At 64.2% G+C, this 15,203-nt stretch carries 13 protein-coding genes; all 13 read left to right on the top strand.

Annotated elements, in window-relative coordinates:
• Positions 1-12 precede the first annotated feature (12 nt).
• The 13 genes from EII26_RS04450 to EII26_RS04390 all read left to right on the top strand — a co-directional run bounded on the left by EII26_RS04450 (position 13) and on the right by EII26_RS04390 (position 14,994).
• Positions 13-822 (top strand): RnfABCDGE type electron transport complex subunit B, encoded by an 810-nt coding sequence (locus EII26_RS04450; protein WP_124887950.1) that lies wholly within the window; start codon positions 13-15, stop codon positions 820-822.
• A gap of 192 nt (positions 823-1,014) precedes the next feature.
• Positions 1,015-2,265 carry a 6-phosphofructokinase gene (locus tag EII26_RS04445; RefSeq protein ID WP_233572606.1) on the top strand — a complete coding sequence of 417 codons (1,251 nt, stop codon included), beginning with the start codon at positions 1,015-1,017 and terminating at the stop codon, positions 2,263-2,265.
• 298 nt (positions 2,266-2,563) lie between these two features.
• Positions 2,564-4,303 carry a M28 family metallopeptidase gene (locus EII26_RS04440; protein WP_124887949.1) on the top strand — a complete coding sequence of 580 codons (1,740 nt, stop codon included), beginning with the start codon at positions 2,564-2,566 and terminating at the stop codon, positions 4,301-4,303.
• Between the two features lie 57 nt (positions 4,304-4,360).
• Positions 4,361-4,603 (top strand): hypothetical protein, encoded by a 243-nt coding sequence (locus EII26_RS04435; RefSeq protein ID WP_124887948.1) that lies wholly within the window; start codon positions 4,361-4,363, stop codon positions 4,601-4,603.
• 120 nt (positions 4,604-4,723) lie between these two features.
• On the top strand, positions 4,724-6,253 hold the full coding sequence (locus tag EII26_RS04430) for a sodium:solute symporter family protein (RefSeq protein ID WP_124887947.1): 1,530 nt from the start codon (positions 4,724-4,726) through the stop codon (positions 6,251-6,253).
• A 51-nt stretch (positions 6,254-6,304) separates the two neighbouring features.
• A complete protein-coding gene (locus tag EII26_RS04425; protein ID WP_233572605.1) occupies positions 6,305-7,087 on the top strand; it encodes a creatininase family protein in 783 nt (260 codons plus the stop codon).
• Positions 7,088-7,320: 233 nt separating this feature from the next.
• On the top strand, positions 7,321-8,250 hold the full coding sequence (gene nikB, locus EII26_RS04420) for a nickel ABC transporter permease (RefSeq protein WP_124887945.1): 930 nt from the start codon (positions 7,321-7,323) through the stop codon (positions 8,248-8,250).
• Between the two features lie 11 nt (positions 8,251-8,261).
• Entirely contained in the window at positions 8,262-9,116 is an 855-nt protein-coding gene (locus tag EII26_RS04415) for an ABC transporter permease (protein ID WP_199735066.1), read from the top strand.
• Positions 9,117-9,121: 5 nt separating this feature from the next.
• Positions 9,122-10,174 carry an ABC transporter ATP-binding protein gene (locus EII26_RS04410; protein ID WP_233572604.1) on the top strand — a complete coding sequence of 351 codons (1,053 nt, stop codon included), beginning with the start codon at positions 9,122-9,124 and terminating at the stop codon, positions 10,172-10,174.
• Complete coding sequence (locus EII26_RS04405) at positions 10,171-11,178, top strand: ABC transporter ATP-binding protein (RefSeq protein ID WP_124887944.1); 1,008 nt, start codon at positions 10,171-10,173, stop codon at positions 11,176-11,178. The genes EII26_RS04410 and EII26_RS04405 overlap by 4 nt, the downstream gene beginning before the upstream one ends.
• A 34-nt stretch (positions 11,179-11,212) precedes the next feature.
• Positions 11,213-11,776, top strand: coding sequence for a hypothetical protein (locus tag EII26_RS04400; protein ID WP_124887943.1), 564 nt, complete (start codon positions 11,213-11,215; stop codon positions 11,774-11,776).
• 10 nt (positions 11,777-11,786) lie between these two features.
• Positions 11,787-13,361 carry an N-acyl-D-amino-acid deacylase family protein gene (locus tag EII26_RS04395; protein ID WP_124887942.1) on the top strand — a complete coding sequence of 525 codons (1,575 nt, stop codon included), beginning with the start codon at positions 11,787-11,789 and terminating at the stop codon, positions 13,359-13,361.
• A gap of 112 nt (positions 13,362-13,473) precedes the next feature.
• Complete coding sequence (locus EII26_RS04390) at positions 13,474-14,994, top strand: ABC transporter substrate-binding protein (RefSeq protein ID WP_233572603.1); 1,521 nt, start codon at positions 13,474-13,476, stop codon at positions 14,992-14,994.
• The last annotated feature ends 209 nt before the right edge of the window (positions 14,995-15,203 follow it).

The raw sequence follows: 15,203 nt of genomic DNA, 5'->3' as shown, positions 1-15,203 counted from the left end.
GGGGGGATGGACATGGATTTTATGCAAGTGCTGATTTATCCTTCGGTCCTGATGGGCTCGTTGGGCCTGATCTTCGGCGTGCTGCTGGCCCTGGCCTCGATCGTCTTCTTCGTGAAGCCGGACCTTCGGGTTCAGCTGATCCGCGAGGCGCTTCCGGGGGCCAACTGCGCGGGGTGCGGCTACCCGGGGTGCGACGGCTATGCCGAGGGGGTCGTGGCCGATGGGGCGAAGACGAACCTCTGCTCCGTCGGGGGGGCACCGGTGGCGGAGCGCATTGCGGAGATCATGGGGGTCAAGGCGGAGAAGAGCGTTCCCATGCACGCCTTTCTGAAGTGCCGGGGGACGCCGGAACGCTCGCCGCGCAATGCCGTCTACAGCGGCATCCAGGACTGCCGCTCGGCGGCGATATTGCCCGGCGGATCCCCAAACGCCTGTCCCTTCGGCTGCATGGGGTTTGGAACCTGCGTCAAAGTCTGTGTCTTTGGAGCTTTGAGCATTGTGGACGGACTGGCTACGGTGGATACGTCGAAGTGCGTGGGGTGCGGTACCTGCGTGGCCACCTGTCCCAAATCCGTGCTGACCCTGGTGCCGAGGGGCGAGAACGTGGCGGTGGCCTGCAACTCCCATTGGAAGGGGCCGACCGTCAAGAAGGTCTGCAGCGTGGGCTGCATCGGCTGCGGGCTCTGTTCGAAGGTATGCCCGGCGGGCGCCATCACGATGGACCGCGACGTGGCGGTCATCGATCCGGAAAAGTGCGTGAACTGCGGCACGTGCATCGCCAAGTGTCCGGCGAAGTGCATCGAGTCCGTTCCGGCCTGCTGACGGTGCGGCGGGGGCTTTCGTAAACCCCCGAGCGATGGGGAGCGGGGATGCGTCAAGCGCGCGTCCCCGCTTTCCCGTCCCGTGGCGCGAAGGAGGGGGGACGGGGGCCTCCTGACGAAAATTCGGTTTTTCTCCTTTGCGTGCGACTGGGTGCTTCTCTTGGTCTTGGTATAGAATATCGCTATCGAAGATTTGTCGACATCCAAGGGGTATGGGGGCGAGATCATGGGCAAGAGGATGAAGAATATCGGCATCATCACGTCGGGCGGGGACTGCGGCGGACTGAACGCCGTCGTTCGAGGCGCGGCCAAGACGGCGATGGCGCGGGGGATTGGGGCGTATATCATCCCCAACGGGTATGCGGGGCTCTACAACCTGGTGGACTTCGAGCGGCTGGTGTTCCTCGACGAGGAGCGGACCGATCACGTCAACTCCGCCTTCGCGGGCAGCGATGCCGGACACAGCCGCGTGAAGATATCGAAGATACCCGACCCCGAGAAGTACGACCGTATCTTGCTGGGGCTGAGGAAATTCAACCTGGACGGACTGCTCATATCGGGCGGCGACGATACCGGGAGCGTGGTGGTGGACCTGGCCGAGAACGGAATCGCCTGTGTCCACGCTCCCAAGACGATGGACCTGGACCTCCAGACCTACTCCGTGGGCGGGGACTCGGCCATCAACAAGATCTCCCGCATCGTCGAGGACCTCAAGACGACGGGCAAGACGCACAACCGCGTCATGATCGTCGAGGTCTTCGGCCGCTACGCGGGACACACGGCCTTTCGTGGGGGAGTGGCCGCCGATGCGGACTGCATCCTGATCCCGGAGATCACGGTGGACTTCGAGGCCGTCTATTATCACGTGAAGCATTACTACATGAGGCGCATCCTCAACTCGGACGCGCGTTCCGGCACCTACGTGATGGTCGTCGCCGAGGGGGTGAAGGGCGAGGACGGCAAGTATTTCTCTGACAGCGGCGACAGCACGGACTCCTTCGGGCACGTCCGTCTGGCGGGGGCGGGACGTTACATCCGCACCCGCATCGAGGGGATGATGCGGGAGGACCCGGAGATCCGGCAGTTCATGAAGGTCTCGGGCATGTTCGTCCCGAAGGTCTTCGAGATCCCGGAGGTGCGCGAGGTCGTCCCCGGACATATCGTCCGCAGCGGCTCCACCTCCGCCTACGACGTCAACTTCGGCAAGGAGATCGGCTCGGCGGGGGTCATCCTCCTGGACGAGGGGGTCAGCGGGGTGACGGTCGTCGAGGTCCACGACGGGCGCATCCGCTACATGCCGACGGCGGAGGCCATCGTTCAGCGCTCCGTCAATCTGAACGAGGTGACCTTCTACGAGCAGATGGACGTCTGTTTCGGGCGCAGGCCCCAGTCCTACGTCCCGGTGCTCGAGGAGATGACGGGGCCCATCGAACGCTTCATGTAGAAAATCGGACGGATCGTGGGCAGGGGGCGGGGGACCCGCCCCCTGTTGCCCGTCCTCCGGCCGGAAGCGTCGGGTCAAGGCGGTCGAGAGGATGCGGAAGCCGGCCCTTGTCGGGTTCGGTTCCGAGAAACGCGGCCGATCGGGGGGATCTCCCCCGATCGGGTCTCCACGGGACGCTCACTTGATGCTATACTTTCCAAGTGCCATTGTGCTGTGTTGATGCATCCATAAGCGGTGGCGATTTCTAAAAGCATTCCTGCCGAAGGATTTCCATCCTATCCCGAAAGGACGTTTTCACATGTTGTCGGAGCGGGAACAAACGGCCCTGTCCCTCCTGGACCTCGATGCTCTCCACCGCCATTTCAGGGTACTGGCCTCGTTCGTGCGCCGTTCCGACGGCGATGGAGAACGTGCCGCCCGCGAGTATATCCGCTCCCGCCTGGAGAATGCGGACATCCCTTATGAGGAGTCCTCCGCGCGGGGGATTCTTGCGTTCGGCGGGGAGGGCCGCATCGTCCTCACGCCGTGCTTCGGAGAGAGTGGGAGGAGAACGTTCGGCGCCGCTGCCTGGAATTTCTCCGCGCCGGCGGAGGCGGTTGTCGGCAGGGCCCGGGTGCTGGAGGCCGGAGATTTTCCCTTGGGGCCGCTGGATTACCTCTCCTCGAGAATTCCCTATGGGGCCCGGCGTGACCTCGAAGGGGGCGTCGTGCTCTCCCGGTTCGTCTCGGCCGAGGCGGTGCTGGACGCGCAGTCCCGTGGAGCCGCCGGCTTCGTGATCTGCTGGGCCGGCGGGAGGGAGCGCGAGATCCATCGGAGCGGCATATCCTTGGGCTGGGGCACTCCCATGCCGGAGGAGGCCTGTTGGTCTCCGGGCATCCCCGTGCTCGCCGTCAACGCCGAGGACGGGGATATCCTGATGGACGCCGCGAAGGACGGTGCGGAGCTGTCGCTCTCCTGTACGAGTCCCGAGCGGATCGCCGACGTTCCGCTGCTCGAGGCCCGCATCCCGTCGACGGCCGGCGAACCGTACTTTCTGCTGGTCGGCGCCCACCTGGACAGCAAGCATTACGGGGCCACGGACAACGCCACGGGCGCGGCGATCGCGCTCACCCTCGCCGAGGCCCTGGCTCGGGTTCGGGACCGGCGCTGGGGGGTACGGGTCTGTTGGTGGTCCGGCCACGAGTTCGGAAAGTATGCCGGCTCGTCGCTTTATGCGCGCGACCGTTTCGACGAGGTCGACCGATACTGCCTCGCCTATTCGAACATCGACATGCCCGGCATGCTTGGGGCCGTGCCCTCCCGCGTGGTGACCGCCGGTCCGGACCTCTTCGCCCTGGCGGATCGAACCCTGCGCGACGTCGTCGGCCGGTCCGGTGAGCTCTCATCCCGGGTTCGGGCCTGGGACCAATCCTTTCAGAACATCGGCGTCTCCCCCTTCTTCATCTGGACCTCCGCCCTGCCCCCGGACAGCCCCCATCGCACCGGAGAGGCCGGAATGCCCTGGTGGTGGCACACCGAGGCGGACACCGCGGAGTTCTGCGACCCGAAAATTCTCGAGGCCGACGCCGCCCTCTACGTGACGGCGGCGCTTCGGCTCCTGTCCGTCGAGAGGTCGGCCTTCGATATATCGGCCCTGTGGGACGCCGTCCTCGAGCGTGTCCGGGAGCTGGAGTCCGCTCTGCGCCCCTGGCTGGACCTGGCGCCAAGGCGTCGGGCGCTCGAGGAGGGACGGCGCGGCTGGCTGCGCGCACCCTCTCTGCCCTTTTCCATGGAGCTGCGGGCGGTACGGCTCCTCAACCGCATTTTCTATGCGGCGCGGGACGCCCATCTTCAGGACTGGTCGGGGGGCTCGGAGTTCGTTCCGGGCCTTTCCGAGGCGCTTCGCGTCCTTCGGCGCGGGGTCGAAAATCCGCGCGCGGAGACGATCGTGGTCCATTACGCCGGGGTTCAGTCCAACCGGCTGGGCGCCCTGGCCTCGGAGTTGGCGTCCCTCGTCGGGAGGGGAGAAGCACAGTCCGAGGAGAGAAGGGCGCCGTGATGCGATTCTGTTCGGCCCGTCCCCGACGGGCCTATCAATATGAGACGGGGTGTTGAAATGGGTATGTGGGATAACGCGTTCGAACGCAGGTGGTCGGCCGTCTTCCTGGCGATGTATGCCGTCGTGATGCTTCCGGTTCGATGCTTCTATGCGACGGAGTACGTCCCCTCCTGGAAGGGACTGCCGCTCTTCATGGTCGGCTGGTTTTGGCTGACCGTGGCCGTCATGGTTCTGATCTTCATTTTTTACCTTCAGGCCATGGGGCGCGAGGAGTACCTGGAGCTGGGCACCGACGCCTGAGCCGGGGCCTGTCGCGTATGGGGGCGTCCGAGGCGTTTGCGCCTCGGATTTGCTGCGGGTGCAAACGGGGCCGGGTTTACGGGCCGGCGCCATTGAATTGATTGGGGAGGAATCGGGAGGATGAACGTCAGCGACATGATCGTCCCCGCGCAGGGGACCTTCTTTCTCGTACTGGGCGGCTATTTCGTCATCATGGCTGCGATCGGCTACTTCTCCGCGCGGAGGACCGACTCGCTCAGGGAGTTCTTCGTCATGGGGGGAAAGGCGGGAGCCATCGTCAGCGGCATCGCCTACTTCACGACCCAGTACAGCATGAGCACCTTCATGGGGGTCCCGGCCGCGTGCTACCGGCAGGGCTATCCCGGCCTGACCATCTCCGTGCCGGGGCTGGTCTTCAGCATGATCATCCCGGCGCTCGTCGTGGGCAGAAAACTGATCCGGCTCGGCCATCGGAACGGCTTCCTGACGATGGCGGACTATCTGGGCGACCGCTACGAGTCCGACGCGATCCGCAGCCTCCAGGCGATCCTGATGGTTTTCTTCGTCGTCCCGATGATGGGGGCGCAGATCATCGGTGCGGGGATCATCTTCAACACCTTCACGGGCCTTCCGGAGTGGATGGGCGTGGTCGCCACGGGCATAATCGTCATCCTCTACTGCATGACCGGAGGTATCCGCGGGGCGATGCTGACGGACGTCCTCCAGGGGCTGCTGATGGTGGTGACCGCCGTCGTCGCCTTTTTCGTCGCGCTCGACATGGGGGGCGGGCTCGAGGCGATCAACGCGAAGCTGCTCGAGATGAACCCGGCCTACATGGCCCATCCCGGGGCCACCGGGTCCTATCCCTGGCCGCGGCTGGTCTCCATGGTCGTGATGTGGAGCTTCTTCAATATCGGCAGCCCGGCTCTGGCGACGAAGTTCTTCACGATGAAGAACTACAAGGTCATGTTCAAGGCCGTCATCCTGGGGACGCTCGGCATGTGGGTCTCCGCGACCCTGATCGAGTGGGTGGGGGTCCTGGGGATCGTCTCGGTGCCCGGGCTCGAGGGCAAACAGATGGACTTCATCGTCCCGCTGATCCTCCAGAAGGGCGTCTCCCCGTTCTTCGCCGCCCTGATGATCTCGGGGATCATGGCCGCGGGGATGTCCACGATCGACAGCCTGCTCATCGTCTCCACGGGGGGGATCTCCCGCGACATCTACCAGAACCTGCTGAACAAAAAGGCCTCGGACGCCGAGATCCTCAAGCTGTCGCGCGTCATCACGGTGGTTCTGGGGGTGATCGCCATCCTGTTCGGGATCTGGAGACCGAGTGCGATTTTCGACATCATCATCTTTTCCTTCGGCGGGCTCACGATTTGGGCGACGCCCATCCTTCTGGGCATGTACTGGAGGCGGACGACCAGCACCGGCGCCGTGGCGGGAGTCCTCGTCGGGGCGCTGGTCTACATCCCCATGTCCGCATCGCCGGCGATTCTCGACAAATTGGGGCTGAGCGTCCTTCAGCCGCTGTCCGCGGCGCTCAGGGGGATGACCCTCGGCTTTGACGCCCTGATACCGACCTGGTTCGTGGCCATGGCCGTGACGATCCTCGTCAGCCTGGTGACGAAACCGGTGTCCGAGGCGACCCTGAAGCGCCATTTCGACTGAGGACGTCCGGGGCGGCATCTCGAACGACGAAAGGAAGCGGTAACGGTGTACTTGGGAGCATTGACGTGGAAGAAGGCCCAGGAACTGAGGTCGCGGGAGGGTCTCGTCGCGATCCTTCCCCTGGGAAGCCTCGAGGAGCACGGTCCCATCGGGCCGCTCGCGACGGACGCCATCATTCCCGACGCGATGGCGGCCCGGATCGAGGCCAGGATGCCGGACGAGGTTCTGGTGCTGCCGACGATGCCCTATGGCGTCACGCCGGCGCTCAAGAATTTTCCGGGGTCGGTCGATATCGGCTACGAGGCGCTCTGTGCCGTTCTGAAGGGCTGCGTTGACGCCGTGCTGAGCTGCGGGGTGCGACGCCTTCTCTTTCTGAACGGGCATGGGGGCAACGTCGCCGCCATCGACACCGCCTCCCTTTACCTGTACAAACAGGGCGGCCAGGCGGCGGAGATCGATTGGTGGGTGCTCTGCGGCCAGATGAGGCAGGAATGGATGTGCGGACATGGGGGGGGAATCGAGGCCGCCGTGGCCATGGCGGTCCGCCCCGACTGGGTCCACCCCGGCGATTGCTTCGCGAGCGAGGTCGCCCATTTCAGCGAGCGCCTGAGGAACGTCCATATTCACAGCGTCGAGTTCGAGGGAGCGACGGTGAAGATGGTGCGCGACGTGGTCGATTCCATTCCGTCCGGGGATGCGGGCTACGGCGACAGCCCCGCCCGGGCGGACGAGAAGGTGGGGGGGGAGATCCTCGAGGCCGTCGTCGATTACACGGTTCGGTTCGTCAGGGAATTTGCCGGGCTCGATTTGAGCGTCGGCCGCCGGGGAGGCTGAGGCATACGCCGGCCGGGGGCTCGCCCTTCGGGGTGCGGTCCCCGGCCTTTTCGTATCCGGTGGTTTGATTGGGGCGGGAGCTTGCCAAGAGCTTTCGTGCCGTGCCATAATGGGAGCGGGGAAACATCCGAAACGGCGCGTACGCCCTTTCGTTCCAAAGCCATTCCAAAACGAACCAACCGGTCCTTGCAGGCCTTGGCGGGGACCTCAACCGATCCAAGAGGGGGAACATCATGCTCAGATACGTGCTGCACAGAACCTTGATGCTCGTACCGGTCATTCTGGGGGTCGCCTTCATCATCTTCACGCTGCTCTACATCACGCCCGGGGATCCGGCGCGCATGGCCCTGGGCGAGGACGCCCCTCCCGAGGCCGTCGAGCAGTTCCGGAAGAACCACGGGCTCGACGAGCCCTTTCTGGTCCAGTTCTCCCGCTATTTCTACAACGGGTTTGTGAAGGGCGACTTCGGAACGTCCTACGTCACCAAGAACCCCGTCACGGAGGAGTTGATGAATCGTTTCCCCATCACGCTCCGGCTGGCCTTCTACGCCGTGCTGCTCGGCGTTTTGGTCGGGATTCCCTTCGGTATCATCTGCGCCGTCAGGCAGTACTCGCTCTTCGATTCCGTCACCATGGTCCTGGCCCTCATCGGGGTGGCGATGCCGAACTTCTGGCTCGGAATCCTCCTGATCCTCCTCTTTTCCGTCCATCTGGGCTGGCTGCCCCCGTCCGGCTTCACGACGTTCGACGAGATGGTCATGCCCGTCTTCACCCTCTCGGGCGGCAGCCTCGCCATCATCACGCGCATGACGCGCTCCAGCATGCTGGAGGTCATCAAGGCCGACTACATCCGTACCGCCCGTGCGAAGGGGCAGTCCGAGCTCAAGGTGATCTTCAAGCACGCCCTGCCCAATGCCCTGATCCCGATCATCACGATCATCGGCATGCAGTTTGGGGCGCTGCTCGGAGGGGGCATCCTCACCGAGACGGTGTTCTCGATCCCCGGTGTGGGGCGCCTGATGGTCAACTCCATCAAGATGCGGGACTACCCGGTCGTTCAGGGGGGCGTGCTCTATATCGCCTTGGTCTTCTGCCTGATGAATCTGGCTGTGGACCTTCTTTACGCCTGGGTCGATCCGCGGATCCGGGCCCAGTACCGATAGGGGGCACGAGAATGTTGCTGAAGAAGAACAGCATGCTGAGACTGACCCTCGTGCGGCTGCGGCGCAACCGACTGGCCGTCCTGGGGCTCGTCATCCTGGGGTTTCTGATCTTCTCCGCCCTTTTTGCGGACGTGATCGCGCCCTACGACTATGCGAAACAGAACCTCAGGGAGAGGCTGGCCGCGCCCAGTGCGGCCCATTGGCTGGGGACGGACGAGTTTGGGCGCGATGTCCTCAGCCGGCTGATCTATGGCGCCCGCGTCTCCCTGCAGGTGGGGCTGGTGGCGGTGTCGATATCCCTCCTGTTGGGCGGCGCGCTGGGGGCCGTCGCGGGCTTCTACGGCGGCAGGCTCGACCACGTGGTCATGCGCGTCATGGACATTCAGCTTTCCATTCCCACGACCCTGCTCGCCATCGCGATATCGGCGGCGCTCGGGCCGGGGCTGTTCAACCTGATGATCGCCGTGGGGATCTCCTCGGTCCCGACCTTTGCGCGGCTGCTGCGGGCCTCGGTCCTGTCCGTCAAGGAGATGGAGTTCGTCGAGGCGGCCCGGGCCATGGGGGCCAGCGACCTCAGGATCATCCTCACGCACATCCTTCCGAACTGTTGCGCGCCCCTGATCGTCCAGTCCACGCTGCGCGTCGCCAACGCGATTCTGTCCGCCGCGAGCCTCAGCTTCATCGGGCTGGGGATTCAGCCTCCCTATCCGGAATGGGGGGGTATGCTCTCCAGTGCCAGGGGCTATCTCAGGGGCAGCGCCTACCTCAGCCTCTTCCCGGGGATCGCGATCGTCGTCACGATCATCGCTTTGAATTTTATCGGGGACGGGCTGCGCGATGCCCTCGACCCCAAGCAAAAGAGGTAGAGAGTATGGGAATCGACAGAACGGCGAGCTGCGCCCCGGAGATGGAGAGGATTCTCGACATCCGGGACCTGAGCGTGGAATACGACACGGATACCGGACTGGTGAAGGCCGTGAACGGCCTCAATCTGGCATTGGAGCGGGGGAAGACCCTCGGTTTCGTGGGGGAGACCGGTGCGGGCAAGACCACGACCGCCCTGGCGGTCCTTCAGCTGATCCAAAGTCCTCCGGGACGCATTTCGGGCGGCAGGATCCTTTTCGAGGGCGAGGACGTCATGCGGATGACCGAGTCCGAGAAAAAACACCTGAGGGGTGGAAGGATCTCGATGATTTTCCAGGACCCCATGACCTCCCTCAACCCGATCATGACGATCGAGGACCAGATCATGGAGATGATCCAGCTGCACACCGATCTGAAGGGGGAGGACGCCCGCAGACGTGCCGAGGAAATGCTGGAGATGGTGGGAATCCGTTCCGAACGGGCCAAGGACTACCCGCACCAGTTGAGCGGGGGGATGCGCCAGAGGGTCGTCATCGCCATCGCCCTGGCCTGCGAACCGGCGCTCCTGATCGCGGACGAGCCGACGACCGCGCTCGACGTGACCATCCAGGCGCAGATTCTGGACCTCATCCGCGAGCTTCAGAATAAGATCCGGACCTCGATGCTGCTGATCACGCACGACCTGGGGGTCGTGGCGGAAACCTGCGACGACGTCGCGATCGCCTATGCGGGAACGGTGGTGGAGTACGCCTCGGTGAAGGACCTTTTCGATCATCCGCTGCACCCCTACACCCGCGGTCTTTTCGAGGCGGTGCCCTCGCTGGAGAGCGACGTGGGAGCCCGATTGGCAGTCATTCCCGGCCTGCCCCCGGACCCGACCGCGTTGCCCGAGGGCTGCCGCTTTGCGCCCCGATGCGAACGGGCCCGTGAGGTCTGCCGAAGGCCGGGCTGCGCGATGCGCGAGGTTCGCCCCGGACACTTCGTGAGCTGCCATTTTCCGTTGGACGGAGCGGGTGAGGACGTCCTGAGCGATGAGATGAAGGCGGGGACCGACCGATGACGGCAGTCAAGAATACGGCGGATGAGAGGACGTTCCTGGAGATCCGGAATCTGAAGAAGTATTTCGAGGTCCGCAAGGGAACTCTGAAGGCGGTGGATGACGTCTCGTTCGGGATTCCCCGGGGGAAGACTCTGGGGCTCGTCGGGGAGTCCGGATGCGGCAAGTCGACGCTGGGGCGCGTCGTGATCGGACTGATCCCCGCGACGGGCGGCGAGATCCTGTACCAGGGCGAGGACACCCTGAAATACGGTTCCGCGCAGAAGGCCGAGTTTCGGAAGAAGGTCCAGATCGTCTTTCAGGATCCTTTCTCCTCTCTGAACCCCAGGATGTCCGTCTCGCAGCTGATCGCGGAGCCCATGGTCATCAACGGCCTTCCCGGCGGGCGCGGTTCCATCGACAGGCGCGTGAAGGAGATGATGGACACCGTCGGCCTGTCCGAGCGGCTCTGTACCTCCTATCCTCACGAACTGGACGGGGGCAGGCGCCAGCGCATCGGCATCGCCCGCGCTCTGGCGCTGGACCCCGAGTTCATCGTCCTGGACGAGCCCGTTTCGGCGCTCGATGTCTGCATTCAGGCGCAGATACTGAACCTGTTGGGCGACCTGAGGAAGGAGCGGGGCTTTACCTATCTCTTCATTTCCCACGACCTGAGTGTGGTCCGCTACGTCTCCGATCGGGTGGCGGTGATGTACCTCGGCAAGATCGTGGAGATGACGGACAACATCACGCTTTTCAAGAACCCGATGCACCCCTACACGCAGGCGCTCCTCTCGGCCGTTCCCGTGGCCCGGGTGAGGAGCGGTCCTCCGCGCAGGATCATACTCGAGGGGGACGTGCCCTCTCCGATCTCGCCCCCGTCGGGCTGTCGTTTCGCGGGACGCTGCTTCTGTCGTCAGGAGATTTGTACGGAGGTGGAACCTCCGCTGGAGCCCAAGGAGGACGGACACCTCGTGGCCTGTCACTTCCCGAGGGAGAACGGTCTTGGAGCGTCCCTCGGCGTCTGATCGCGGAGGATCCGGCCGGACGGCCCGGCCGAGGGTGTTGCGCTGGTTCGTCGGCGTTCCCATCGCCACGAATCCCCTGATCCTCCTGGATGTGCTCCTGGTGCTCTGCATCGCCTGGGGGCTGATGGCGGTCATCCTCATGGCCCTTCAGCTCTGGTTCGGGGGCTATCTGGACCGCACGCACCTCACCGGCGCGGCCTGGGTATCGGGCTATGTGACGCTCATTTTTGCGGCCGTCTTTGCCCTTGCGGCGCTGTTGATCCAGAGAAACCGCTACGCGGCCCTCTATCGTTTGGAGGAGGGGGAGGCGTACTGCGAGAACCTGCGCGTCAGCCCCGTGCCCTTGGGGCGTGCCGCGTTTCCGAGATGGAGGGGCTACCCGATCGAGGACGTATCGGACCCGCTGCGCAGCGTCGTCAAACGGGTAGCGTGGGGGGACGTTCACGAAGTGCAGTCGTTGGAGGCGATGAACGTCCTGTTGCTGCGGGGGCGGCGTGGCGTGCTGATGCGCGTCTATTGTCCGGATGCGGGGACCCTCGGTCAGGCCCGTGCGTTCGTCGGGGAGCGCCTCCGGGCGGCGGGGACCTCGAGATCGTGAGGGAGGAAACATGCTGGATTTTGTAGTGCGCAACGCCCGTATCGTCGATGGGACCGGGGCCGGTTTCTTCGCCGCGGACCTCGCCGTCTCGGACGGCCGGATCGCCGTCATCGGGCGCGTCCCGGAGGGCGCTGCAGCCCGCGAGATCGACGCCCGGGGCAGGGTCCTGGCCCCCGGGTTCATCGATATCCACAATCATGCGGACTTCGACCTGCTGAGGGACCCCTCGGGCGGGATCTCCCTGCGCCAGGGCGTCACCACCATCATGGTGGGGCAGTGCGGGCTCAGCCCCGCACCGGTGACCGACGGGACGGTCCCCCTGCTCGACCGGTACTGCGGTTTTCTCCGGACCGGGGGGGAGACGGATTGGAGCTGGCGGAGCTTCGCGGACTGGCTCGACCGTCTGGCGGCCCTTCCGTTGGGTTTGAACGTGGGGGCCTTTGTCGGGCAGGGGACGATCCGATTGGCGGTCATGGGCTTCGAGGACAGGACCCCATCGCGCGCCGAGCTCGATGCCATGCGGGGTCTCGCCCGGGAGGCCGTCGATGCCGGTGCCTTCGGAATGACGAGCGGACTGGGGTATCCCCCGGGGTTCTTCTCCTCGGACGAGGAGATCGAATACGTCGCGGGGGGCCTCGCCGACAAACGTGGGCTCTACCTTTCCCATATGCGCAATCAGGCCGCCGGATCTCCGGAATCCGTCAGGGCGACCCTGAACGTCGGGCGCGTCAACGGCATCCCGGTCCAGGTCGTCCATCTCAAGGCGAAGGCCGCGGATCGTCCCGATATGGCGGAGCACCTTTTCTCGATCATCGATGGAGCCCGCGCCGAGGGGATCGACGTCACCGTCGACCAGTACCCCTACACCGCCTCCTCCACGACCCTCAGGATCCTCATCCCCAATCACCTGCACAGCGGAGGGCTGGAGGGGCTGCTGGACGCCCTGGGCGACGAAAGGAGACGCCGGGAGGCCGCGCAGGAGATGCGGGAATGGACGCGCTGCACCGCCGCCATCGAGCGGGGCATCCTGTTGATGGACGTTCCCATGACGCCGCAGTTCCGAGGGCTGTCGCTGAGGGAGGCCGCGGAGGCGATGGGGCTGGACGAGGTCGACGCCGCTTTGGAGATCATCTACCGAAACGAGGGCAACGATGCCGCCTGTTTCTTTACCCTGGACGAACAGGACGTTCGGAACGTGATGGTGCATCCGCTGGTCATGGTGGGGTCGGACGGATCGCATCCGGCTCCGGGCCGTCTTTGCCATCCACGCTCGGCGGGCACCTTCCCCAGGGTCTTGGGACGTTACGTCAGAGAACTGAAGGTTTTGCGGCTCGAGGAGGCGGTGCGCAAGATGACCTCCCTCCCGGCCGCTCGGCTGGGGCTCGGGAGGAAGGGGGTCCTGCGCCCGGGAATGGACGCGGACATGGTCCTCTTCGATCCCGATACGGTCCTGGACGGGAGCACGCACAAAGAGCCCCTGGCCCCGCCTTTGGGGATAGACAAGGTCTGGGTGGCCGGGGTCCTGGCCTGCGAGGACAACCTCCTGACCGCCGACCGGGCGGGAGGGCTGCTGAGGTTTCAGTGACCGGGGAGAGGATGACCCCCGACGGCGGGGAGGTGGAGGACAAGCGGAGGATGGCTGACGGCAGGGAAGTTTTTCGGAGGGTTCGTAAATGAGGAAAGGGGAGTGTTTTAGTGTGAGGAAATTGGCAGTTCTGTTCGTTCTGGTTTCGGTTTTGGCCTTTTGCGCTCCGGGGTTTGCCGCAATCAAGGAGACCCTGACCGTGGGGATGTCGTCCGATGCGAAGTCCTTGGACCCCCAGGGGACCAACGATACGTCCTCGAGCAGCGCGCTGATTCAGCTCTACGAACCGCTGCTCGAGATCCGCAAGGACAAGAGCATGGCCCCCGTTCTCGCCGAGTCGTGGGAGCAGGTCGACCCGCTCACCTACAAGTTCAAGCTCCGCAAGGGCGTCAAGTTCCACAACGGCGAGGAGTTGAAGGCGGACGACGTCATCTTCTCCCTGCACCGCATGACGCTCCCCAGCTCGGCGCCGGTCAAGACCTATGGGGACAACATCGACCCCAATGGGTTCGAGAAGATCGACGATTATACGCTGCTCGTCCGCTCCCGGGTTCCCATGACGGCGTTTCTGGGGAACCTCTCGCACTCTTCGGCCTACATCATGAACAAGAAGGCCGTTGAGGAGGCCGGAAAGAATTACGGCAACGCCCCGATCGGCACCGGCCCCTTCAAGTTCGTCAGCATGGTCAAGGGAGACCGGACGGTGATGGAGCGTTTCGAGGACTACTGGGGGGAGAAGGCCAAGGCCAAGACGCTGACCTTCCGCTGCATCCCGGAGTCGAACAGCCGGGTCATCGAGCTCGAGACGGGCAACGTGGACCTGATCTACAACGTCCCCTACACGGACGTCAAACGTATGCAGGAGGAGAAGAAGGTCGACGTGGTCCTGACGCCCGGGATGAACATCACCTATCTGGGGCTCCATACGCAGAAAAAGCCCTTCGACGACCCCAGGGTCCGCAAGGCGATCGGGATGGCCATCGACAAGGAGGGGCTCAACGAGGTCGTCTACGACGGCTACGCCGTGGTTCCTCAGGGACCCTTCCTGCCCAAGCACCTTTACTATCCGAGCAATCCGGAACCCTTCAAGTACGACCCCGAGGGGGCCAAGGCCCTGCTCGAGGAGGCCGGTTTCCCCAAGGACTATACGATGACGATCTGGACGAACGACCGCAAGGAGCGGATCGACAGCGCCACCATCATCCAGGCGCAGCTCGCCGAGGTGGGGATCCAGGTGGAGGTCCAGATCCTCGAGTGGGGGACGTTCCTGGAGCGGCTCAAGTCCGGCGAACTGGCCTCCTTCATCATCGGCTGGGCCGCCTCCGACGCGAACCCCGATCCCGACAACTGGATCGGTGGCCCCTTCCACTCCAAGAACGCGGGGCCCTCGAACCGCGTCTGGCTGAAGGACGCTCAGGTCGACGAGCTGATCGACAAGGGCAAGGTGACGCCCGACGGCCCGGAACGAGAGGCGATCTACACGCAGCTCTGGAACAGGATCAACGAACTCACGGCCTGGGTGTATCTCACTACGCCCGACTTCCCCTACGCGAAGGGCAAGAGCGTGAAGGGGGCGGACGACCTCTACCGCGGACTGATCAATCGTCTGGACCAGGTTTACGTCGAGCAGTAGGCGACAAAATTGCAGCGGTGAAAATCGGGCGGTCCCTTCCAATGAGGGACCGCCCGATTTTCCATGTCGTTTCTTCAAGCCATCCGGGTGCCGTGGGATGCGAAAATATAACTGTCAAGGGACAGAGAAAATGTCATGGTTGAAAGGGTGAAATGGGACAGAGAAAATGTCATCCCCCCCCGCCCTTGCTTCCTGCTCAAGTTGCATTG

Source organism: Fretibacterium sp. OH1220_COT-178 (assembly GCF_003860125.1).
GTDB lineage: Bacteria > Synergistota > Synergistia > Synergistales > Aminobacteriaceae > CAJPSE01.
The sequence above is the reverse complement of the archived record's forward strand: the minus strand, read 5'-3'. Positions and strand labels throughout refer to the sequence as shown.